Raw genomic sequence first — 22030 nt, forward strand, 5'->3', positions numbered from 1 at the left:
AATTATTTTGAAACGTTTTTACTAAAAAAGATTCTGATTCTATTTTAATTAAAATCAAAAGCAACTAATAAGAGATTAAATTTAAGTTTAGAAACTTATAATGTCTTTTGGTTATCTATTGGTGTGTAATCCATAAAAAGACCGCCATCTAGTTCTATTGATTTTACTTTTTTATTTGTCGGAATATTTAACAATAACTGTTTTTGATTTTTTTCCCAAACCTCAGGCGTGTAGTGTTTTGATTCTTCTGAATTATCATCAAATTTTAAAACCACATCAAACGGAATCGCAAATCCACCAACATTGTCAATAGTCAAATCAACCGAGTTATTATTTTGTGAAATCTTATTAACCTTTAAATCAATGTAGTTATTACTATAAAACCAATTGTTCCAAAACCAATTAAGATTCTTGCCAGAACCTGCATTCATCGAGTTAAAATAATCCCACGGAATTGGATGCTTGCCATTCCAATTGTCCATATAATGATGCAAAGCTTTTTTAAATAAAGCATCACCCAAATAATCTTTAAGCGCAAGATAGGACATCGCCGATTTAACATAAGCGTTTGTCCCATAACCAGAACCAGAAAGTTGTGACGTCAACGAAATTAACGGTTGATCTTGCTCTGTCGAAGGATCGTTAATCCAACGTTTCACACGAAAATTTTTAAAAAACTTTTCAGCTGCTTCTTTCCCAGAATGATCGATTCCGATAAGATATTCTAAAGTCGTTGCCCAACCTTCGTCCATAAAAGCATAACGCGTTTCGTTAATTCCCATATAAAATGGAAAATAAGTATGCGCAATCTCGTGATCGGCGGTCAATCTCGCATCTTGAAAATCATCAGGAATACTGGTGTCATTTATCATCATAGGATATTCCATATCAGCGTAACCTTGTATCGCCGTCATCGCATTGTAAGGATATTCTACACCTGGCCAGTTTTTGGAAAACCAATCGATGTTGTAGCGCATCCAACCTGTATATTGTTCAAAATCTTTAGCGCCAACTTTATAACCAGCTTGCACACTGACGCGTTTTGATTTTAGCTTGACGCTCGACGCATCCCAAACATAATGATTGCTCAATGCAAATGTAAAATCTGGGATATGATTGGCTTTAAACTTCCAAACATTCCAATCGTTTTGCTTGGTTACCAAACCTGATTTCATCTCAGATTCGTTGGCGATGTGGATAATTTTGTCAGATTTAAGAGATTCTTGATAGCGTTTTAAAAATGTTTTTTGAAGAACTTCTTCTGGATTTAAAAATTCTCCCGTTGACCAAACAACATAATTTTTCGGGGCAGAAATCTCAAAACTATAATCATTAAAATCATTGTAAAACTCTTGCCTATCCGAGTGCGCCAACATATCCCAACCATTGTAATCATCATACACCGAAATTCGCGGATAAGAATAAGCGACATAAAATGTGTTAGGATCGATTTGTCCTTCTCGTCCACTTTCAACAGATAGCGGATATTCCCAGTCGATTTTTATTTCGGATTTAGAATTGGCTGCCAATGCTTTATTTAATTTAACAGAAGTCACAGTTCCAAAATCCGAGCTTATATCATATTTTTCACCATTTATAATTAATGATTTTATGGTAAGACCATCACTTAGATAATCTTTCGAAACGTAACCAGCACGCGGCGATTGTGGTTTATGAACATTATTAACAAATCGAATTGCTAAAGTCTTCAGCTCATCTGGACTATTATTGGAATACGAAATCGTCTCCGAACCCGATACAACTTTAGTATCAGCATTCACTTTTATTTTAATATCGTAAACGCCTTTGTTTTGCCAATAATTTTTTCCGGGTTTTCCAGAAATATCACGAGTTCCTTTTTCGTAAGCTTTCTTAATATTTCTAGGCATGTAAAGCTCTTGCGCCGAAACTTGCCACAGCATAGCAACAACTGCAAAACTGCTAATTAACTTCTTCATAAAATCTATTTATTAAATAACAAAAATAAGATTTTTTATAAGCTTAAAAATCGAAACAAATAACATAGGTTACCTATATATTTTACGTTTTTACAAGCCAAATAATATTATACACCAACGTGGAAATAGCTAAGAAATCCGTTTATTAATAAATAAATTAATGTTTTGATAAAAATTTATCAAATGAAAAATAGTTTTTCGTGAATTTATCATATATTTAGCGCCGTTAATTTTATTTCAAGAAACACTGTTTAAAACTAATAATATTAACAACAAGCTGAAGTAATTCAAGAAAAATAAAAAGGAACCTAACTTAAAAATGAAATATATGACAACAAAATTCTATGCCTTAGCATGTGTATTGGCTTTATCAAGCGTCAACGCACAAACTAAAAAAATCTTTCACAGCAGTAATGCTCCGAAGAAAAGTAGTTTTTCTCACAAGACATCATCAAGTCCTATTTTGGAACAAACACCAGATGTTACTTGGATCATGAACGTACCATCTGTAATTGACGAATTGGATAATGCTTTTTTACCAATCGATGATTTAAAATTCACAACAAATGTTGGATTAACGAAAGTAGAAACTTTAGGAAATGTATGGCTTGCTAACGACCTTACACAATCTGTAAGCGCAATTCGAGTTATGATTTATGAGGACAAAGAGGGTAAACCAAATGGCAAACCGTCTTCATCAGCTAATTCTATTTTCTATAAAGATATTCCTATCACAGACCCAGCGATAACTATATTGCAGAGTGACGAATTTATCGATTCTTTACTAAGCATCGACCTTGTAGCTGCAAATAACAATTCTACTGTTAACCTAGAAGCTAACAAAACTTACTGGATCGCAATTGCTGTCAAACAAAATCTTGATGGTAAATCTGTATTGTCTGAAAAAACGTGGACAAGACTTTCGTCAACAGAATATTACAATGACTCTTATGTAATTGACGAAAACAATGTTCTAGGTATGGGACTTAATGACTGGACATCAGTTAACACGGTATACGAGATGTTAGATGGTCAACCTCATCCATATCCAGAGAAGATAAATGGTCAGAATATTATCGTCTACGGAGATAATATTATGGGTACAACAGAAGTATTTTCGACAGCTAATGTCAACATTTTCCCAAATCCTGCAACCGATGTTATCAGCTTCAAAAACGCTGACAAAGTTTCAAAAACAGAAATCTACAATACGGCGGGACAGATTGTAATCTCAACAACTGACAAAGAAATCAATGTAAGAAAACTTGCAAAAGGAACTTACATTGTAAAACAAATCTTAACTGACGGAAGTGCATCAAGCAGCAAGTTTATTAAGAAATAACAACATAAGAAAGGCTATCAGATTTGATAGCCTTTTTTTATTATTAAACATTTTTTTCTTCGAGGGATTTTATAAGATTTGATTTCATTTTTGTAAAAGCGTAATCTTTAGCTTCTGCGAAGGATAAGCGATATTTTCTATCAAAAATTTGTAACTCATTCGGGAAGTCCATCAAAAGCTTATCATAAAATTTATCCAAAACCTCATCGGTTGGCATTTTGTACGAAATTTTAATTTGGAATCGTCTTAATAAAGCAATATCAATAATCTCGGGGTGATTGGTCGCAGCTATCAAAAGTGCTTTGTCTGGAAAATTATCCACCAACTGAATCATCGCATTCACCAATCGTCGCATTTCTCCAACATCATGATCGTCGTTGCCGCGAGATTTTCCTAGATGATCGAACTCATCCAAAAACAAAACCGCTTTGTCGCGTTCTGCTTTTTCAAAAACGAGTTTGAGATTTTTTGCTGTTTCACCAATTCTTGCAGACACAAAAGTGCTGAGGTCAAGAATCATCAAAGGCTTGTTAAGTTGCGTTGCAATTGCTTTTGCTGTCATCGTTTTGCCACAACCAGAATGTCCAGACAATAACAACTTATTGTTAACGGGTAGATTGTATTTTCGGAGTTCGTCGATGTATTTATATTCTTTCAGAAGTTGAAGAAGTTCGGCTCTATTAGCTTCTTTCAGAACAACATCGTCCAAAGTAACTTGTTCTCGATCAAAAATTACAAGGTCTAAAATATTCATTTACAAAAACAAAAGTGTTGCGCATTTATTAAGTTATAAAGATACATAATTTCTGAGTTTGAGATTAATTAAGCTTACATTCTGCCTTGCTCATCTGCACTTTTAATTTTCTTCGTGGCTTTCAGCTTTTGGTTTCCGAAATTATATTTAAGTGAGATCGAAAAACTTTGCGCATCTCGATAATCTAAGAAATAATTATTTTGATTGGCATATCGTGTTCTAATTTTATCACCAGACGTTCGGAAAATATCATTAAAATACAAGCTCGCTTCCAATCGTTTTTGATAAAATTTACGATTCATTATCAAATAAGTAGTCGAGGCGCTGCCAATTCTCAAGTTTCCTTGGACTCCTCCCGTATAGAACATGTTACCAAGTTGTAAGTTCCAGTCGGTTTTTTTATCCAAAGTAAAACTTGTGGAAATATTGGAGTTTAGTGAAAAAATTTTGTTCTTGTACAAATTGCCATCCATGCCGAAAAAGTAGTTTTCGTTATGCTCCAAAGATTCGGAAACACTTAGCGACAACCAATCTTTTAACATAAAATTTTTATAAATATCTACGCCATAAGCTTGACCTTTTTGGATGTTCGTAAAATGATAAATCAGCTGATTGGTTTCTGGATTTTGATAAGAAATTTCCATCGACGGATCGACTTCTTTTCGGTAATAAAAATCAAAATTCCATTCTTTAAAATTATAGATAAAATTAAGATTGTGAATGATTGTCGCTTTCAAATTTGGATCACCTTGAAAGTACGAAAACAGGTTGTAGTAAGACTTTGCAGGATTCAACCACGAATAACTTGGTCGGCTGATTCGCTTTCCGTACGAGAAACCAAATTGATGTTTGTTGTCCGTCGTATATTGCGCATAGAAAGTGGGGAAAAGTTTTAAATAATCATTTTTATTAATTTCGTAAGGTTCGGAAACAATGCCTTCTAGTGAGGTGTTTTCTGCTCGTAACCCTACTTTAAAACTCCATTTTTTCAAATCTAAAGCCAAAGATGCATAGGCCGCAAAATTGTATTCTTTATAGTCAAAATCATTACTTTTTTCAGGACAATTTTGTAAATCTCCAAACTCATTATCAGCAAATGCTAAAACACTATTTGTTTTTACTAAAGAATATTTTGCGCCCGATTCCAACTGCCATTTGTCGTTCTCCCAAGAATAATCCAACTGCGTCGAAAACAATTGAATATCCTGCAAATTATTCGTTACAAAACGACTGAACTTTGGATCTTGATTAACAAAATTAAGATGCGTTTGGATATCTTCAGATTTCTTATAGTTGTTTGTAGCAAAGTAATTAACCCAAGTTAAACTAGAATTTTCGTTTAACTTTCTATCGGCTTGGAAGCTCAATGTATTGTTAATCGTTCGCCAATGATGATCATTTAATGTTCTATAAGTTGATTCAACTTGATTGTTAGCATTAGTAATTTCCGTAGGAACATCGTAAAGTCCTTTTGTTTTTGGACTAAAATATCCTGTATAATTCAAACTAAAATTCGTCAAAGAATCCAATTCGTAATCTGCGCTAAAATTCAATGTATTCTGGTTATAGTTGCTGTCTTTACGATTCATAATGCTTTTCCACGTCGTTCCGCTTTCTTCGTAATAGACAACATCCGTACCTTCACGCAAATAATCGCCTGCACCTTTCGAGTAACTGAACATCGTAGAAAATTTATTTTTCTTGTATTGATGCGAAGTCGTTACCGAACCTTTTGCATATTTCGATTGAATAAAACGTCCGCTTAACGTGCCTTTGTAACCTTCGAGTTTGGCTTTTTTCATAACGATATTTAGAACTGCACTTCCTGAAGCTTCGTATTTTGCTGGCGGATTGGTAATAACTTCCACAGATTTGATCTCGTCTCCAGAGGTATTTTCCAGCAAATTTTGAAGTTCATCAGGTGACATCATTACTTTTTTGTCATTTATTGTCACTAAAATCCCAGAAGAACCTTTAATTTTAATCGTATTATCAATGACATTTACGCCAGGCGTTTTCTTTAAAATCTCCCAAGCGTTAAGTGAAGAAATATTAGAGTTTTCAACATTAAATTCCAGACGGTCAATTTTTCGCTTAACAATTGGTTTTTGCTTTGTTAAAACAACTTCTTCGATTTCGTGTTCATTCTTTTTTAAAATAAAATGAAGCGTTTCTTTGATTTCATTTTCATCAAATGATTTTGAAAAGACTTCATATTCCAAATCAGTGACTACAAATTTGACTGTTGCGTTTTGATTAATCTCAAATAAAGCTTTTCCTTTTTCATCAGTAAAGTGACTTGTCACCAAAGAATCCGCTTTCGAATACAATTCCACTTTGGCATTAGAAACTGTTTCGTTCTTTTGATTGGTAACTAAAATTTCTATTTTCTTTTGTCCAAAAAGATATATCGGAAGTATGAATAGAATTAAAATTAAATTTTTCATGATATTAAATTATGTTGTAAAATTCCGTTTAATCCTAAACAAAAACGGTTAATGAAAGGTTAATGGAGGGTTAATGCACTTTACATAAACCTCAAAATTCTATCTTTGCTTCATGCTTTCAAGGAACAGAAACATCATTGTGATTTTCAGCTTATTATTCCTGATTCTTTTGGGAATACAAGCTTTCTTTATGTACAAAACCTACGTTGTTAAGGAAAGAGAAATCTATCGTAATATTCGCGACCGAAGTGCCTTACTTATCGATAAACTCGAAGAAAGAGACCGCGGAACAGAAGATGCTGTGATTAAAAATATCACGGATTATGCGACCAAAAAAATCACAGAAAAACAGTTTCTAGATTATTATACGACGAAAAACCTAAGCTACCGTAAGATCCTTTCACAGTATATGGACGATGAATTTAAAAAGCAAGGTTACGAAGTTGCAACAGAATTAAAGTACAATTCTATCATCGTTCTTCCCGATAGTATTGATCTTCTTAAAAAACCGATCAATCTTTATCAAACCGAAAGACCTTTGACAAAAATAGGTTTGCAAACGACAGGAAGTTGGAATACGGAATCTTCTTCTATTAATGACGACACCAAGGTCTACGATCGTAAAGAGCATTTCAAGATTTTTACAGAGACTAATTATCAAATTGTCAATATCAAACAATTGGTGTTTCAGGAGTTAGCACTTTTGATTTTATTATGCGTTTTTATCCTTGGTGCGGTACTTTGGTTGTTTATTTTGACGGTTAAAAACCTTATCAAACAACAGAAACAAGTTGAAGTTTTGCATAATGTTGTTGATAATATTTCGCATGAATTCAAAACACCGATTGCGACTTTAAAAATCGCTGCAAAATCTCTTAATAAAGATTGGAATAAAGAAAATCTTCCACTGGTTGAACGTCAAATCCAACGCCTCGAAAACCTTATGAAGCAACTTCATGACGGAGAAAATGAGAACGAAGTCAACGTTATCAATTTCGAGGATTGGACAAACTTTGTTGAAGACTTACAATTTGCAAATCCCGAAACGGAATTTATTTTTGAAAATAAATCGATCGACAATCTTCCTTTCGCAAAAACTGATATGGAAACGGTGGTAAAAAATCTTTGCGAAAATAGTATAAAGTACGGCGCTACACAGATTAACATCAATGTGGAATCTTCTGGAAAAACCTTATTGATTAACGTTAAAGATAATGGTGAGGGCATTGCAAAAGCGGAACAAAAAAATATTTTTGAGAAATTTTATCGAATCCAAAGCGACAACATTCACAATACAAAAGGTCTTGGACTTGGATTATTTTTAATTAAAAATATCGTCAAAAAATACAACGGAAATATCGACCTACAAAGCGAAAGCGGCAAAGGAAGTTTGTTTAAAATAAAATTAAATCATGAATCCTAAAATCCTTTTAGTGGAAGACGACGCCGATTTCGGGATGATTTTGAAACAATATCTCGAGTTAAGCGATTTTGAAGTCATTTGGTTTCAAAACCCTGAAGATGTTTTGGAAATTATAGAAACGCAATTTGATTTTCAGATTGGGATTTTGGACGTGATGATGCCGAATATTGACGGTTTTTCTTTAGCAAAACATCTTCTAAAAAAACAGGCAAATTTTCCGATTTTATTTTTAACAGCGAAAAATCAAAAAATCGATCGACTGACAGGATTAAAACTTGGTGCTGATGATTATATTTCAAAACCTTGCGACCCAGAAGAATTGGTTTTAAGAATTCAGAATATCTTGAAACGATCGACGTTTACAGCGATTCAGCAAACAGAAATTAAGATTGGAAGCTATCTTCTCAACACAGAAAAACTTCAGCTAGAACATCCAAAAGGGAAACACAAACTTACTTTGAAAGAAAACGAACTTTTATTATTTCTTCTCAATCATAATCATCAACTTTTGAAGCGAGAAGTGATTCTTGAAAACCTTTGGGAAAACACAGATTACTTTTCTGGGCGCAGTTTGGACGTATTTATCAGTCGACTTCGAAAATATTTTGCCGATGACGATTCGATAAAAATAATGTCAATTCGTGGTGTTGGTTTCGAACTTGACTTTCCGGAATAAAAAAAGAATCTCAATTGAGATTCTTTTTTATTTATTTTAAACTTTGGATAGCGAGTTGATAGCCTTTAATGCCAAAACCGCTGAGGACAGCGTCGCATTGTTCGGCGGTTACTGACTTTTTTCGGAATTCTTCTCTTTTATAAATGTTACTAATGTGCACTTCAATTTTCGGTTTCGAAATGTTTTTTAAGCAATCAGCAATTGCAAAAGAATAGTGGGTGAAAGCTCCTGGATTAATCACCAATGCATCAAAATCATCTTCTTGTAGACGGTTGATAATTTCGCCTTCGATGTTGGATTGAAAAAACAAAATCTCATCATTCGCGAATTCTTTTTTTAATAAATCAAGACGCGTTTCCATAGTTTCTGAACCATAAATGTCGGGTTCGCGTGTGCCCAAAAGATTAAGATTGGGACCGTTGACGATGAGGATTTTCATTGTTTTATAAAATTGAATTTCAAAGTTAGTGATTTCAAAAATTTAAGAAAAGTTTTTATCCAAGTTCAATAATTATTTTACAATCGTTACATGTTTTCCTTCTGTATGTGCGCTCATTGCTGGTGCGTACATATTTTGGAAAGTTGTTATGCCATCCGAAAATTCGCCAATGTTATTCGCTTTTAATTGATATTCGAAAGTGTAAACTCCTTTTGGAAGCGAACTAAAAAAGAAATGTGTTGCCGCATCTTTCGTACTTTCATAATAACCTGCGCCATTTTGCCACTTGTAAGTTGATAGAACGTTAACAGGTTCGAAACCGCTTGCCCGTAAATCTTTTAGATGAATATATTCCATATCTCGATCGGTTTTTATCACCAATCGTACCACAACAATATCACCTAAATGTATCGGTTGACTTGTCGTAACTTCTCGAAGTTTGGTTTCTGATCCTTCATTCGTTTTAACAAATAATTGCTTTTCGATCGTTACATTCGACGAATTATGAGCCATTATTTTATCCATATTTTCGTAATACAAACGGTACATGCCGCCCCAAGCAGCGCCTGGACTTGTTTTATTAATTTCTAACTTGGCTTTGTCAGGTGTTATATCTTTCCAGTAATATGATTTTTTAAAGAATCCAGCTTCCGACGTTTTGGCACCTTGCGTATTTTGATCCAAGATCGTTTCTCCCAATTTCATAGTTATTCCTTTTTCCGAATCTACCCAAGATTTGCCATAATTGAGAAGTGCGTAGACCGCTTCAGTTGTTGATTTTGTGGTTCCCCAACTTTCTGTTTGTTTGTTGCGAAGAAGCCAAATCTTCATTTCTTCTACGCTTTTTGTGTCTTCTGGAGTTGCTTCTGCAAATGCTTCTATCAACATGGCTTGCGTCTCAATTGGCGCTTGGTACCAATACCAACCATAAGGATTATTGATCCAATACATTCCATTTTCTTCCGTTGTCTTTGCTGATTTTTTTAAAGTTGCAACACATTGTTTTGCTAGATCTTTGTAGCCAAAACGTTGTAAAAATGTAGTAATCATCGCTTGATGGTAAAGACTATAATCATCAAAATTTTCTGCATAGCTTTTTGCGACTGTTGTCAAAACTTTTTTAAGTTCCGACGGGATTTCTTTTTTCTTAGTCCAATAACTTCTGTAATAAAAGTAGGATGTATAATCGTTTAGGTCTAGCTTCACCGAAGTTTTTCGGTCTTCTATTAATTGATCAGAATATTCTTTATCCAAATAATCGATAGAGTTGGAAATCACTTTATTAATTTGATTGGTGAAAAACTCATCCGATTGACCTTTTAGCATTTTATCTAATTTTCCGAAACCAGCCAAAATATGTCCAGAAACAGTTTTATCCTTATTACCACCTGGGAACCACGAAAAGCTACCGTCAGGATTTTGTCTGTCCACAAGATCGCGTTGCGCTTTTTTGAGGTCGCGCTGCATTTTGTTTAAATTGAAAAATACAGCCAATTGTTTCATTTGCTCTTTTTCATCTTTGATGCTGCTTAACCACGGCGTTTCTTCGAGAAGGACTGTTTTTAATTCTTGATTGGCTTCAAGTGGATTAGTTGGCGTTTCTTTAGCATTAAATTCATCAAAGATCTTTTTAATTTTCGGTGACGAATTCATGATGTAAGTCGATAACATATTTCCGTAAAGTCGACTGAAAAGCTGTTCTGAACATTCGTGCGGATAAGTTCTAAGATACGGAATCGACATCACCGCAAACCAAAGCGGATTGGTCGTCATCTCAACCGTTAGATTAAAGTTAGCTGCCGAAGTTGATGTGTCATTTAACAAAGAATTCATTGTGAAAGTTTTGTTTTGACCTTCTTTAATGAAAATCGGAAGCGTTTCGGTTACCAACATTCGGTTTGCTAGAATAGGAATTGTATTTTCTTCTCCATCCGAAAAATTTTGACTTTTAGCTAAAACGCGATAACCTATATGAGATTGATTTTAAAAATGAATGATATTGAAATCGGGAAATTGGCGGATAAAGTAATCGACAAACTTAACAGCGATGAATAAAAGGGAATTTATCAAAGCGATATTGAGAGGGGACAAAGACGAAGCGTTGGAAATCAAAAATAAAATTGTCGGCAGTTCAATGGACAATTATTTGATTGTGGTTTATAGTGGTTCGCCAATTTCGGGAGACTTAACACCCGACGAAATAAAAAGACGGGATGAATTTATGGCAAAAACCGAACGGGAAAACCCGAATAAGGAAATAAAGTATATCGGAAGCGTAAGACTAAAACCGATTTAATTTAAGCCCAAAGCGTAAAAGACTAAATATTTTTTTAACCATTGCAAAGGTTATTTTTTAACCGTCCTTTTTTTTATATAAAAGGGGCGGTTTTTAAATTCAATTTTATCATAATTCAAAAAAGATTAAATTTGAGACTTAAATTTTAACGTAAAACAAGGCGTAAGCTATTATATTGGTTCAAGAAAACCGCGAATTTTCTCAAACATCCATTTATGATAGGCTTATGCCCGTGTCTTATAAGGCGCGGGCTAAGTCATTTTGGATGTTGGGTTCTTCGCGGTACCTCTTGACCTTATGGCTTCGGTTCCGCGCTATTTTTATTTATTAACATCCTATTTGGGACTGGTGGGATAAAATATTTTCAATATGAAAAAAGTAATTTTATTCTTTGTCCTAATTGTTTTTGGGCAAACATTCGCTCAAAGCAATATCGAGGGAATCGGTATTTTTAAAATCAACAAAACCAAAGTCGCAATTATCGACAGCCTCAAAAACGTGGATTATATGTTGCAGGTTTGCGAGGTTCCGCAAACTTGTAACATCAGCAGTTACGCCTCCACCACATCAAAAAAGATTTTTGAATTGAAAAAACAGGATAAAATCGTGAGCGATTATCCTTTAATTGATAATGCGCAAGTTTTCATTTTGAGTAAATACGACGTTGCTGATTTTACAATAAAAGAGTTGCGGTTAAAATTTTATAATGGAGTTCTTTATGACATCCATACAGACAATATAATCCCATTAGTTCAAAAGTTGGAACTTAAATATAAAAGCGAACCCAAAGTCGATGAAAAGGAAATTACCTGCTCGTCAGTTTACGGTCAGTATAAACGCACAGAGGGAACTTACACAACGGTATTTCGGGATGATACTATAAATGCTTCAAGTGTGATGTATAAATTCCATAATAGTAAATGTAAAGCTGATGTACTTGCGTTTTTTACGATGTATGATAAAAAAACGAGTGAAGCAGTTCGCTTAAAATCGGATGCGGTAAAAGCCGAAATCAAACAAAAACAGGATGTAAAAACAGCGGAAGCCTTAAAAGGTCTTTGATTTACGGTTTTCCGTATAAATATGTTTTACCAAATATTTTACTTTGTACAATTATATTCAATCGAAAAATAAATTATGAAAACAAAATTTTATGTTATTGCAACTTTAATGGGCGTATATACTTCGTCGTTTGCGCAAAAATTATCCGAAATCGATACGCTCCATTACTCCAAAATGATAAGTAAGGAGGAGGGTAAAAACTTTAAAACAGGTATGGATATAAAATATTATATCGCATCCGATAAAAACACTTACAAGATTGGCGATACTTTGGTATTGGGTGCGCCAACAGGCGAGGGACAATCCGCATTTAGCAAAAAGAGACATTTCGAGTATTTGTTTTACGGAAAACCTGCGGGTGTTTTGCTAAAAGGTATGCGTTATGTTGAGGAACAATATAAGGACTATAAAATTACAATTGAAAAAATCCAATTTAACAAAGGAAGTATGGGATTGGAAAATTATGTTTTCTTTTACGTTAAGCCTTTGGCAAATACCGATTTTACCGTATTGGATAATTACATAACCGTTACAATGGTTGATAATGCAATAACAAAAGGCGAAATCAAACCATTGCACACTACAAGACCGCTAACCCGTGAGGAGGCAGTTGAGTTACTGAAAAAGAAAAAAGAGGAATTGGATTTGGAAATTATTACCAAAGAGGAGTTTGATAAATTTAGGGAACAATTAACACCAATTATTAAAGGAGGCAAATAACTCAAAATATAATCTTATGTAATCCGACTGATGAGGTCGGATTTTTTTATTTTAAAATCAATTTTTAGGAACATTTTCGGGACAAACGGTGTTTGTAAAAGTATAAAACCCTGTCAATCAAATGATTAACAGGGTTTTAATGTAGCCCGTAGGGGAATCGAACCCCTCTTACCAGAATGAAAATCTGAGGTCCTAACCGATAGACGAACGGGCCATTTTATCGTCTTACGCTAACTTGTTAACGTGTTTAGTCAATTTGCTTTTTAAGTTTGCAGCTTTGTTTTTGTGGATGATGTTTTTCTTCACCAACTTGTCTAACAAAGAAATTACTTTTGGTAATTGCTCAGTAGCTACAGACTTTTCCGTTTCATTACGTAATACTTTCAAAGCTGTTCTAGCAGTCTTGTGATAGTATCTATTTCTTAATTTTCTTTTTTCGTTCTGTCTGATTCTTTTCAGAGCAGATTTATGATTTGCCATAACTCCTAAAACTTGGGTGCAAAGATATGAATATTTTTTAAACTTCAAAATCTTTTTTCAAAATTTATGAAATTTCTTTCTGATAAGGATTAGTAAGCGATTGCTGAGCTCTTGGTGTTTTTGTGAATATTACGTTTTCGAATGCTAATTCTTCTTTTTTCGATGATAATAGCTAATATGTAGGGAAGTTGGGCTTATTTAATAATCGTTCTTAATTTAGCTTGTTTTAGCAACTTGATATTGACTAGATTCTTTTATAAGATTGGATGCATTTAGTTTGATTATAAAAACTTGAGATTTAAAATTTTGTTTTTGACTAAATAAGATATGACTCTGAAAAATAAGAACACAAAAAAACCTTCAGAAAAATCTGAAGGTTTTAAGTAGCCCGTAGGGGAATCGAACCCCTCTTACCAGAATGAAAATCTGAGGTCCTAACCGATAGACGAACGGGCCATTTTATCGTCTTACGCTAACTTGTTAACGTGTTTAGTCAATTTGCTTTTTAAGTTTGCAGCTTTGTTTTTGTGGATGATGTTTTTCTTCACCAATTTGTCTAACAAAGAAATTACTTTTGGTAATTGCTCAGTAGCTACAGACTTTTCCGTTTCATTACGTAATACTTTCAAAGCTGTTCTAGCAGTCTTGTGATAGTATCTATTTCTTAATTTTCTTTTTTCGTTCTGTCTGATTCTTTTCAGAGCTGATTTATGATTTGCCATAACTTCCTAAAAATTGACTGCAAAGATATGAATATTTTTTAAACTTCAAAATCTTTTTCGCAGATTTTTTCAAAATTAAATTTTCGTAGCCTATAGGGGAATCGAACCCCTGTTGCCAGGATGAAAACCTGGAGTCCTTACCACTAGACGAATAGGCCATTCGTTTTTTTGTGGTTGCAAAAGTAGATACTTTTTTTGTTCCCTGCAAATCTTTTTCTAGTTTTTCAAGACTTTTTGAATGATGGAATTCTTAATACCTTTATTTTCAATGTCTTTTTGTGCAGTAACAGCGTCTTCCAAAGTTTTATATTTACCATAAGTGTAGTAGAAAATTCCTTTTTCTTTGGTTCTTTCCACGTCTTTCAGGGTTTTTAGAAGATAAGAATCATTCTTTAATTTGTCCTCACTAACGGCTACTTCTAGCGTATAATATCCAAATCCTAAAGTCTGGTTAGGTAAGAAACTAATCGCCATGGCGTTTCTGAATCCAGCGTCTTTTGCTGTTTTTAGATTGTTGTCTCTTACAGATGCAAGATTTGTAACAGCGTAATAATATTTGTAAACGTTGTTTTCTTTGATTGGTAAAATATAATTTAAACCTTTTAATGCAGCATCATTTTCGTTATAACGTGTTGCGGTGCTCATCAATAAAATTCTGAAATCATTTTTCATTGGGATCTCAGCCAGTTTTACTGGTTCTGGTTCTTTCGCTGCAGCGAATCCTCCATTTATCGCTTTTCTGTAATCTAATAAAGCTTTATAAATACTTTCTGCAACTTCTTTTTGACCTTTCTCCGAAGAAAGATAAGCAGCGTCGTCATAATTGTTAACGAATCCAGTTTCTACAAGTACTGACGGCATTGCATTTTTTCTAAGTACGTGTAGATCGGCTTGTTTTACTCCACGAGAAAAGCGGTTATTATCTTTTACAAAATTTTCTTCGATAAGTCCACCCAGCCATTGACTAGCTTCCAAATATTTACTCTGCTGAATTTTTAATGCAATTAAAGATTCTGGAGAACGTGGGTCATAGTTGGCGAAATTTTGTTTGTCATTTTCATCTAAAAAAATCACTTCGTTTTCTGCTTTTGCAACTTCTAGGTTCGCTTTATTTTGGTTGGGTCCTTGTACAAAAGTTTCGGTACCTTGAGTTGTAATGCTACTTCCTGGCGAAGAGTTGACGTGTACGGATACAAAAAAGTCCGCTTTATTTCGGTTAGCAAGATCGGTTCTAGAAGTCAAAGAAGGATATTCATCTATCTTTCTTGTGTAGATAACCTTGAAATCTTTGTTTTTTTCGAGCATTTTGCCCAATTTTAAAACAACGCCCAAGGTGATGTCTTTTTCTTGTACTCGGCCGAGGTCGCCATAGTTTCTGTTAGCGCCAATGTCCGATCCACCGTGTCCTGCATCCAATACAACAGTAAATTTTTTCTGGCTAAAACCTAAGACTGAAAGCAATACTAGAAGTATGCTAATATATTTTTTGGAATAAAATTCTTTAGTAAACATATTAATTTTTAAAAATTAATTAATTTTGACCCGAATTACAGATGTACTGATTTGGGCAAAAGCATTTTCAAAAATATACCACTATTTTTAATTTTCCTAATTTTTAACAGTTTTTTAGCACAACAAAAGCCTATTAAAACTATTGAAATTGGGACGAAACAAGATACGATTCGCAAGAATGATACGATTCCTGCAAAGGAGCAATTAGAGGGCGTTGTTAAAACAAAAGCCGATGTAGAACGCAATTCTTTTTCCACGAAACAAACCTTCCTCGAAAAAAATGCTCAGGTCATCTACCAAGATATGCAGATTGATGCCGACTATATCCGAATCGATTGGTCGAATAGTAAAATCTATGCGCGTGGAGGTCTGGACGAGAAAGGTCGTGTTAAAGAACCTGCGGTCGCTACACAAGCTGGTAAAAAGTATGAGTACGACGAAGTTATCTACGATTATAAAACCAGACAAGCAGTTGCTTTTAATGCCAGAACAGAAGAAAGTGAAGGCGTTATTGTAGCGCAAAAAACCAAAAAGTATAACGACTCTGTATTCTTTATGAGAAACGGGAAATATACGACAGACACCTATTTTATTCAGAAGAAAGATACAATTGCGGATTATTATTTACTAGCTCCTAATATTAAATTAGTAAAAGGTAAAGAAAGTTCTCAGGTTATTACAGGGCCGATCCAGATGTATATCGAGCAAGTGCCAACACCTTTGGTAATGCCATTTGCGATTTTGCCATTTTCGGAAAAGCGTTCTGCTGGTATTTTGATACCGAGTTTTGGAGAGCGTCAGGATGTTGGTTTCTTTTTAAATGGTCTCGGCTATTATCAACCTATTGGAGAACATTTTGATTTAAAAATACTTTCGGATCTTTATACAAAAGGTAGCTGGAATCTACGCCCAGAGATGAATTATCTCAAAAAATACCGTTACAGCGGACGTTTCAATGCGGAGATTGGGACTATTGTTCGAGGCATAAAAGGTTTGGATGACTATTCGCAATCGTCTACCTATAAAATTGGTTGGACGCACACGCAAGATAGTAAAGCCAATCCGCTGTTTACTTTTAATGCAGCAGTGGATATTACGAGCCAAAAGTTCTATAGCAACCTTTTGAACAACAATTATATTTACAATAACGAAAATCTAAAAACAAGTCAAACCTCAAGAGTTAGCATCCAAAAACGTTTTTTGAGCTTGCCGATTACTATTAACGCCAATGCGACTTATTCACAGAATTTTGCGACGGGAATTACGGATATTCGTTTGCCAGATTTAACGGTGGCGATGAGTCAGTTTTATTTATTTAAACCAAAAACTGGTATGCGAACTGGGCTTTTGGAGAATATGACTGTTAACACAGGCTTGTCGATGTCCAACTATGTGCAAACGACAGAAGCTGAGCTTTTCAAAGATCAAATGTGGAAGGATATGAAGACAGGGCTTCGTAATAATATTGCATTGTCGACCAATACGAGTATTGCTAAATATTTGACTTTTACTCTAAGTGCGAATGTGGACAATGTTTTAACAACGAAAACGATCGAAAAGCGTTACAATGTTTTGACGGATAAAGTTGATAATATTAGTAAAAATCAGTTTGCTGGATTTTCAACCTTCAGTACTTCAGCGAGTTTGCAAACGGTGCTTTATAAGTTTTTAAACTTTAAAAAAGGATCAACTATCGAGGCGATTCGGCACATGGTGACACCAAGTGTTAGTTTTAATTATACACCAGATTTTGCTGCTAAAAATTGGGGTTATTATCGAGAGTTTTATGGATCTCGCGGCGAGATGACCAAATATTCTATTTTTGAAGGTGGTATCTATGGTGCGCCAAGTTCTGGTCTTACGCAAAGTATTGGTTTTAATATCGCCAATAATTTAGAAATGAAAGTAAAGTCAAAGTCAGACTCAACGGGTGTTAAAAAACTTAAGATTTTTGAAAACTTAAATATTTCTGGAAACTACAATTTTGCTGCAGATAAAAATAAATGGTCGGTGATTAGTGTTAGTTCGCAGTCGTCTTTCTTTAATAGTAAGTTGACGGTAAATACAATGTTGACCTTGGAGCCGTACAAAATTCTATATGATGCGACTGGTAAAAATGGCGTTCGTACAGAAGATTTTGGACACTTTAGCTTGCAAGGATTTAATTTGCAGTTAGGTTATTCATTAAGCGATGAGATTTTTGGAAAGAAAGAGGAACTAGGCAAAATCTATAAAAAGAAAGGTGAAATCCGTAACGAAGACTATTATTTTGATGATGATAATTATGCGAGATTTACACAACCTTGGAGTTTAAGAATTAATGCAAATTATGCTTACACAAGAGGATTGTCTTTGTTTGGAACCAAAATGGCAACCGCAGGATTAGATGGAAATATCAAGCTGACACCTTTTTGGAATATAACTGGTCGAGCGTCTTATGACTTTATTTCAAAGGAAATATCACAAGCGTCGTTAGGTTTTTCTCGTGACCAACGAAGTTTTACAATAAGCTTCAATTGGGTGCCTTTTGGAGTTTACAAAGTCTATGACTTCTTTATTGGTATTAAAGCCAATATCTTAAGCGATGCTATTAAATATAAAGACAGAAGCTTTACCCAACCAAGAAGTAGCTTCTAAAATTGATAAAAATGCTTAGATTTGTAAGCGAAATCAACAATAAACTATGAAGAAAATCATCAATACAGATAAAGCGCCAGGCGCGATTGGTCCATATTCTCAAGCTAATATGGCGAATGGAGTGCTCTATATTTCGGGACAGATCCCAGTTGATCCAGAAACTGGTAAACTTGCTGAAGGCATCGAAAAAAGTACGCATCAGGTGATGAAAAATCTAGAAGCTATCTTAACAGAAGCTGGTTTGACATTTAGCCATGTTGTTAAAGCTACAATTTTTTTAAAAAGTATGGACGACTTTGCTGTGATGAATGATATCTATGCATCTTACCTAGATGCCGCTGCTTTCCCAGCTAGAGAAACAGTGCAAGTGTCTTGTCTTCCTAAAAATGTAGATGTAGAAATTTCTATGATTGCACACGCAGATTAATGAATTTTTTAAGAAACTTATTTGGTGTCATCTGTGGGCTTGTTGTGGCAGGACTCATTATTTCGCTTGGGATACGCATTAACCCGAGCTGGATTAACTATGAAGAATGGGCGCCATTTGAGCATTGGAAACAACAATTAATTGCGGTTAAAGATCAAGAAAGTTTTTTTGCGGCTTTGTTATTTTTCGGTGGACTTGGTGTAAGTATCGGCGGTGTTGTAACAGCTCTCATTGTTAAATATGCAAAAGTAGCTTATGCTATTTTGATAGGTTTTATCATGCTTTTCATCGCGATGCTTGATATTATTATATATCCTTATCATCCCACGTTTTATAAAATTTCGATATTTCTAGTCTTTTTCCCGTTCTCTTGGATTGGAGGGAAAATCGTGGAGGTTATCTACGAACGGAAAAAGAAAGCGGACGCAAAGAAGAATCAAAATGCCAAAGTTTCCGAATAATTGTTTAGTTATATGGAAGTGAAATCAATTCAGAATGCGGAACATTACACTTGGGGTAATCTTTGCGATGGATGGCATCTTTTGAAGACTGATTCTTTGAGTATTATACAAGAAAAAATGCCATCGAAAACTGAAGAAGCTTTACATTTTCACACCAAATCTCAGCAAATTTTCTATATTTTAAAAGGGGTTGCAACTTTTGAAGTTGACGGAGAATTCATAAATGTCAACGCAAATCAAGCTTTACATATCAAACCAAATCAACATCATCGGATTTTTAATAAAGAAGATTTCGATTTAGAATTTTTGGTTATTTCTGAACCTAAATCTCACGGAGATAGGATTAATCTCTGATTTTTAAAAAAATATAAACACTGAGCTATTCAGTGTACTTTTACAGACTAGCAAGCCTTTTGGTTTGCTTTTTTTGTGTCGTTTAGTTGACTTTTTTAAAATTTTAAAAGATATTTGTAAAAGAAAAACTAAAACTATTAAACATGGCAGAATTAGAAGTTGCTAAGTCTACAAAAAAAATCTACGACACTGCGCAATCCAAAGAGCATAATGCATTCCATAAGCTTAAAGAAATCGGTATGGAAATCGCCATTATCATCTTTGCAGTATCGGTTTCTATCGCTTTTCATAATTGGAGCGAAGAGCGACACGAGCAGAAAGAGGTGAAACATTTTTTGCTTGGTATTAAAAAAGATTTGAGAAGCGACATTGCAGAAATGCAAGGGGATTTAGAAGCTTATAAAAATCAGAAAAAATTCTTTGGATACATTGCAAAAATCCCGAATGGTCAAGTTGCGGACAAAGATTCTATTCATCTTAACCGTGATTTCTTATTTAATTTTACTGGATTTAATGGTAATCAAGGGCGTTATCAAGGTTTTAAATCTTCTGGTAAAATAGGTTTTATCGAGAATGAAGAACTTCAGAATGATATTTTAGACTTTTATGAGGAAGATGTTCCGCTTTTAATAACCTCGACGGATTTCTACAAAGCTCAGAAGTTGAAATATGCAGATTTTCTTTTTGATCATGTTCAAAACTATCCAGACGGCAATTTTTTAAAAATGATTTCTTCTGATCCTATTAAGAATCGAAGCAAAGTCTATCTCTCGGCTGTGGATCAAATAATTGGTAATTACACGATGTGCATCAAACAAATGGAAAAAATTATAACTAAAATCGATCACGAATATAAACACTAAGTTTAATTGTACTTTTTCTATTAAAGAAATTTGAGTGTTTTTAAGGCTTGTTGGTTTTTTATAAATAAAATAAAACACAATTATCACAATGAAACAACTACTAACATTCGTATTCTGCATCTGCGCAACAATCGCATTTGGACAGAATAAAAACTACGATAAAAAGCTTGCAGATTCGCTGAGTGCAGATCAATACGGCATGCGTCCTTACGTTATCGTCATGCTGAAAACTGGCCCAACTAAAATTGACGACAAAAAGAAAATGTCAGAATTAATGCGCGGACATCTTGATAATATTGGGAAGCTTGCAAAAGATGGAAAACTATCTGTAGCAGGACCTTTCTTTGATAAAAACGAAAGAGATTATCGTGGCATGTTTATCTTTAATGTTAAAACTATTGAAGAAGCCGATGCTTTGGTAAAGACCGATCCTGCGGTTATGGCGGGCGTTTTTGCATATGAAAGTTTCAAATGGTATGGCTCAGCGGCTTTACCAATGTATCTGAAATATCACGAAAAGATCTCTAAAGAAAATCCGTAAATCATGGAAAGCAATTATCTCGACAGTGTAAAAAAACAGTTCGAATATTACAAAAGTCTTGGCGATAAAACCTTCGAGCAGCTTCCGGACGACGCTTTGTTTTGGCAGTATAACGAAGAAAGCAACAGCATTGCAATTATTGTAAAACATCTTTGGGGAAATATGTTGTCGCGTTGGACAGATTTTTTGACAACAGATGGCGAAAAAGATAATCGCAATCGAGATTCGGAGTTTGAAAATGATATTAAATCTCGCACAGATTTATTAGAAAAATGGAATGCTGGTTGGACTTGTCTTTTTTCAACATTAAACGACTTGACGGAAAATGACTTGGATAAAATCGTCTATATTCGCAACCAAGGTCATACGGTTTTAGAAGCCATCAACAGACAATTGGCGCATTATCCTTATCATGTTGGGCAAATAGTTTTCATAGGAAAAATGATTGCCGATAATAATTGGAAAAGCCTATCTATCCCAAAAGGAAATTCGAAAGTGTATAATGATGAAAAATTTTCGCAACCGAAACATCAAGAACATTTCACCGAAGAAATGCTTAGAAAACTTGAAAATAATCAATAACAAAAAACACTCGAATCTTCGAGTGTTTTTAATTGAGGTAATGTGGTCAAAAATAGTTGGTGTTTTTTCACAAAATATTTTGTAATATACTGAGATTGATTGGAAGAGGAAATGAGCTCTGCTGAGGAGCAACTTATTAGCAATACAATCAATGCTGTAAACAATAGTTTAGAAGGGTGGCTTTTGCCATCCTTCTTTGTAAATTATTGGAACAGCTTTATGGCTAAAAAAAACCTTAACTACCTAATGTATTATTGTTTTTGATTTTTGTAAAAAAGATACCATTGGATAAATTGCTTTCTTCTACTTTTGGTAAGACCTCTATGAATATTGA

21 protein-coding genes and 3 tRNA genes are annotated in these 22030 nt (G+C 34.3%); 13 read left to right on the top strand and 11 right to left on the bottom strand.

Annotated features, from left to right (window positions below):
* Positions 1-95 precede the first annotated feature (95 nt).
* Complete coding sequence (locus tag B5X62_RS14405; protein WP_079668187.1) at positions 96-1958, bottom strand: M1 family metallopeptidase; 1863 nt, start codon at positions 1956-1958, stop codon at positions 96-98.
* Between the two features lie 328 nt (positions 1959-2286).
* On the opposite strand from B5X62_RS14405, the gene B5X62_RS14410 reads away from it, so the two are divergent.
* On the top strand, positions 2287-3300 hold the full coding sequence (locus B5X62_RS14410) for a T9SS type A sorting domain-containing protein (RefSeq protein WP_159447657.1): 1014 nt from the start codon (positions 2287-2289) through the stop codon (positions 3298-3300).
* A 43-nt stretch (positions 3301-3343) separates the two neighbouring features.
* Here the strand turns inward: B5X62_RS14410 and B5X62_RS14415 are convergent, their stop codons facing one another.
* Together B5X62_RS14415 and B5X62_RS14420 are read right to left on the bottom strand one after the other, a co-directional pair.
* Complete coding sequence (locus B5X62_RS14415) at positions 3344-4054, bottom strand: AAA family ATPase (RefSeq protein ID WP_079668189.1); 711 nt, start codon at positions 4052-4054, stop codon at positions 3344-3346.
* 74 nt (positions 4055-4128) lie between these two features.
* Entirely contained in the window at positions 4129-6501 is a 2373-nt protein-coding gene (locus tag B5X62_RS14420; protein ID WP_079668190.1) for an outer membrane beta-barrel family protein, read from the bottom strand.
* 190 nt (positions 6502-6691) lie between these two features.
* On the opposite strand from B5X62_RS14420, the gene B5X62_RS14425 reads away from it, so the two are divergent.
* A complete protein-coding gene (locus tag B5X62_RS14425; protein WP_245797206.1) occupies positions 6692-7924 on the top strand; it encodes a sensor histidine kinase in 1233 nt (410 codons plus the stop codon).
* The gene (locus tag B5X62_RS14430) at positions 7914-8600 is read left to right on the top strand and encodes a response regulator transcription factor (RefSeq protein WP_079668192.1); all 687 of its coding nucleotides are present in this window, start codon (positions 7914-7916) and stop codon (positions 8598-8600) included. The genes B5X62_RS14425 and B5X62_RS14430 overlap by 11 nt, the downstream gene beginning before the upstream one ends.
* Before the next feature lie 31 nt (positions 8601-8631).
* Here the strand turns inward: B5X62_RS14430 and B5X62_RS14435 are convergent, their stop codons facing one another.
* Both B5X62_RS14435 and B5X62_RS14440 read right to left on the bottom strand, forming a co-directional pair.
* Positions 8632-9039 carry a type II 3-dehydroquinate dehydratase gene (locus B5X62_RS14435; RefSeq protein ID WP_079668193.1) on the bottom strand — a complete coding sequence of 136 codons (408 nt, stop codon included), beginning with the start codon at positions 9037-9039 and terminating at the stop codon, positions 8632-8634.
* Between the two features lie 72 nt (positions 9040-9111).
* Complete coding sequence (locus B5X62_RS14440) at positions 9112-10932, bottom strand: alpha-2-macroglobulin family protein (RefSeq protein ID WP_079668194.1); 1821 nt, start codon at positions 10930-10932, stop codon at positions 9112-9114.
* Between the two features lie 154 nt (positions 10933-11086).
* On the opposite strand from B5X62_RS14440, the gene B5X62_RS14445 reads away from it, so the two are divergent.
* The 3 genes from B5X62_RS14445 (at position 11087) to B5X62_RS14455 (ending at position 13117) form a co-directional block, all read left to right on the top strand.
* Entirely contained in the window at positions 11087-11335 is a 249-nt protein-coding gene (locus tag B5X62_RS14445; protein WP_079668195.1) for a hypothetical protein, read from the top strand.
* Between the two features lie 369 nt (positions 11336-11704).
* Complete coding sequence (locus B5X62_RS14450; RefSeq protein WP_079668196.1) at positions 11705-12397, top strand: hypothetical protein; 693 nt, start codon at positions 11705-11707, stop codon at positions 12395-12397.
* A 75-nt stretch (positions 12398-12472) separates the two neighbouring features.
* Positions 12473-13117 carry a hypothetical protein gene (locus B5X62_RS14455; RefSeq protein WP_079668197.1) on the top strand — a complete coding sequence of 215 codons (645 nt, stop codon included), beginning with the start codon at positions 12473-12475 and terminating at the stop codon, positions 13115-13117.
* 142 nt (positions 13118-13259) lie between these two features.
* On the opposite strand, the gene B5X62_RS14460 is transcribed toward B5X62_RS14455, so the two are convergent.
* The 6 genes from B5X62_RS14460 to B5X62_RS14485 all read right to left on the bottom strand — a co-directional run bounded on the left by B5X62_RS14460 (position 13260) and on the right by B5X62_RS14485 (position 15837).
* Positions 13260-13331: transfer RNA gene (locus B5X62_RS14460), tRNA-Glu, on the bottom strand.
* Between the two features lie 11 nt (positions 13332-13342).
* Entirely contained in the window at positions 13343-13597 is a 255-nt protein-coding gene (gene rpsT, locus B5X62_RS14465; protein ID WP_079668198.1) for a 30S ribosomal protein S20, read from the bottom strand.
* Positions 13598-13981: 384 nt separating this feature from the next.
* A tRNA-Glu gene (locus B5X62_RS14470) sits at positions 13982-14053 on the bottom strand.
* A gap of 11 nt (positions 14054-14064) precedes the next feature.
* Positions 14065-14319, bottom strand: coding sequence for a 30S ribosomal protein S20 (rpsT, locus tag B5X62_RS14475; RefSeq protein ID WP_079668198.1), 255 nt, complete (start codon positions 14317-14319; stop codon positions 14065-14067).
* 86 nt (positions 14320-14405) lie between these two features.
* A tRNA-Glu gene (locus B5X62_RS14480) sits at positions 14406-14477 on the bottom strand.
* Between the two features lie 58 nt (positions 14478-14535).
* Positions 14536-15837: an N-acetylmuramoyl-L-alanine amidase family protein gene (locus B5X62_RS14485; RefSeq protein WP_394333311.1), complete on the bottom strand. Its 1302-nt coding sequence runs from the start codon at positions 15835-15837 to the stop codon at positions 14536-14538.
* Positions 15838-15882: 45 nt separating this feature from the next.
* Between B5X62_RS14485 and B5X62_RS14490 the strand changes: the two genes are divergently transcribed.
* The 7 genes from B5X62_RS14490 (at position 15883) to B5X62_RS14520 (ending at position 21696) form a co-directional block, all read left to right on the top strand.
* A complete protein-coding gene (locus tag B5X62_RS14490) occupies positions 15883-18468 on the top strand; it encodes a putative LPS assembly protein LptD (protein WP_079668200.1) in 2586 nt (861 codons plus the stop codon).
* Positions 18469-18514: 46 nt separating this feature from the next.
* The gene (locus tag B5X62_RS14495; RefSeq protein WP_079668201.1) at positions 18515-18895 is read left to right on the top strand and encodes a RidA family protein; all 381 of its coding nucleotides are present in this window, start codon (positions 18515-18517) and stop codon (positions 18893-18895) included.
* Entirely contained in the window at positions 18895-19356 is a 462-nt protein-coding gene (locus B5X62_RS14500; protein ID WP_079668202.1) for a hypothetical protein, read from the top strand. The genes B5X62_RS14495 and B5X62_RS14500 overlap by 1 nt, the downstream gene beginning before the upstream one ends.
* Before the next feature lie 12 nt (positions 19357-19368).
* Positions 19369-19710 carry a cupin domain-containing protein gene (locus tag B5X62_RS14505; protein WP_079668203.1) on the top strand — a complete coding sequence of 114 codons (342 nt, stop codon included), beginning with the start codon at positions 19369-19371 and terminating at the stop codon, positions 19708-19710.
* Positions 19711-19853: 143 nt separating this feature from the next.
* Positions 19854-20573 carry a DUF6090 family protein gene (locus tag B5X62_RS14510; RefSeq protein WP_079668204.1) on the top strand — a complete coding sequence of 240 codons (720 nt, stop codon included), beginning with the start codon at positions 19854-19856 and terminating at the stop codon, positions 20571-20573.
* 88 nt (positions 20574-20661) lie between these two features.
* Entirely contained in the window at positions 20662-21114 is a 453-nt protein-coding gene (locus B5X62_RS14515; protein WP_079668205.1) for a YciI family protein, read from the top strand.
* 3 nt (positions 21115-21117) lie between these two features.
* Positions 21118-21696 (top strand): DUF1572 domain-containing protein, encoded by a 579-nt coding sequence (locus B5X62_RS14520; RefSeq protein ID WP_079668206.1) that lies wholly within the window; start codon positions 21118-21120, stop codon positions 21694-21696.
* Positions 21697-22030: the final 334 nt, after the last annotated feature.

Source organism: Soonwooa buanensis (assembly GCF_900167905.1).
Taxonomy (GTDB): domain Bacteria; phylum Bacteroidota; class Bacteroidia; order Flavobacteriales; family Weeksellaceae; genus Soonwooa; species Soonwooa buanensis.

What these genes read in the sequence shown, in the direction of transcription:
- B5X62_RS14405 (WP_079668187.1), bottom strand. Translation starts at nt 1,958, where the DNA reads ATGAAGAAGTTAATTAGCAGTTTTGCAGTTGTTGCTATGCTGTGGCAA.
- B5X62_RS14410 (WP_159447657.1), top strand. Translation starts at nt 2,287, where the DNA reads ATGACAACAAAATTCTATGCCTTAGCATGTGTATTGGCTTTATCAAGC.
- B5X62_RS14415 (WP_079668189.1), bottom strand. Translation starts at nt 4,054, where the DNA reads ATGAATATTTTAGACCTTGTAATTTTTGATCGAGAACAAGTTACTTTG.
- B5X62_RS14420 (WP_079668190.1), bottom strand. Translation starts at nt 6,501, where the DNA reads ATGAAAAATTTAATTTTAATTCTATTCATACTTCCGATATATCTTTTT.
- B5X62_RS14425 (WP_245797206.1), top strand. Translation starts at nt 6,692, where the DNA reads ATGTACAAAACCTACGTTGTTAAGGAAAGAGAAATCTATCGTAATATT.
- B5X62_RS14430 (WP_079668192.1), top strand. Translation starts at nt 7,914, where the DNA reads ATGAATCCTAAAATCCTTTTAGTGGAAGACGACGCCGATTTCGGGATG.
- B5X62_RS14435 (WP_079668193.1), bottom strand. Translation starts at nt 9,039, where the DNA reads ATGAAAATCCTCATCGTCAACGGTCCCAATCTTAATCTTTTGGGCACA.
- B5X62_RS14440 (WP_079668194.1), bottom strand. Translation starts at nt 10,932, where the DNA reads ATGTTGGTAACCGAAACGCTTCCGATTTTCATTAAAGAAGGTCAAAAC.
- B5X62_RS14445 (WP_079668195.1), top strand. Translation starts at nt 11,087, where the DNA reads ATGAATAAAAGGGAATTTATCAAAGCGATATTGAGAGGGGACAAAGAC.
- B5X62_RS14450 (WP_079668196.1), top strand. Translation starts at nt 11,705, where the DNA reads ATGAAAAAAGTAATTTTATTCTTTGTCCTAATTGTTTTTGGGCAAACA.
- B5X62_RS14455 (WP_079668197.1), top strand. Translation starts at nt 12,473, where the DNA reads ATGAAAACAAAATTTTATGTTATTGCAACTTTAATGGGCGTATATACT.
- rpsT (WP_079668198.1), bottom strand. Translation starts at nt 13,597, where the DNA reads ATGGCAAATCATAAATCTGCTCTGAAAAGAATCAGACAGAACGAAAAA.
- rpsT (WP_079668198.1), bottom strand. Translation starts at nt 14,319, where the DNA reads ATGGCAAATCATAAATCAGCTCTGAAAAGAATCAGACAGAACGAAAAA.
- B5X62_RS14495 (WP_079668201.1), top strand. Translation starts at nt 18,515, where the DNA reads ATGAAGAAAATCATCAATACAGATAAAGCGCCAGGCGCGATTGGTCCA.
- B5X62_RS14500 (WP_079668202.1), top strand. Translation starts at nt 18,895, where the DNA reads ATGAATTTTTTAAGAAACTTATTTGGTGTCATCTGTGGGCTTGTTGTG.
- B5X62_RS14505 (WP_079668203.1), top strand. Translation starts at nt 19,369, where the DNA reads ATGGAAGTGAAATCAATTCAGAATGCGGAACATTACACTTGGGGTAAT.
- B5X62_RS14510 (WP_079668204.1), top strand. Translation starts at nt 19,854, where the DNA reads ATGGCAGAATTAGAAGTTGCTAAGTCTACAAAAAAAATCTACGACACT.
- B5X62_RS14515 (WP_079668205.1), top strand. Translation starts at nt 20,662, where the DNA reads ATGAAACAACTACTAACATTCGTATTCTGCATCTGCGCAACAATCGCA.
- B5X62_RS14520 (WP_079668206.1), top strand. Translation starts at nt 21,118, where the DNA reads ATGGAAAGCAATTATCTCGACAGTGTAAAAAAACAGTTCGAATATTAC.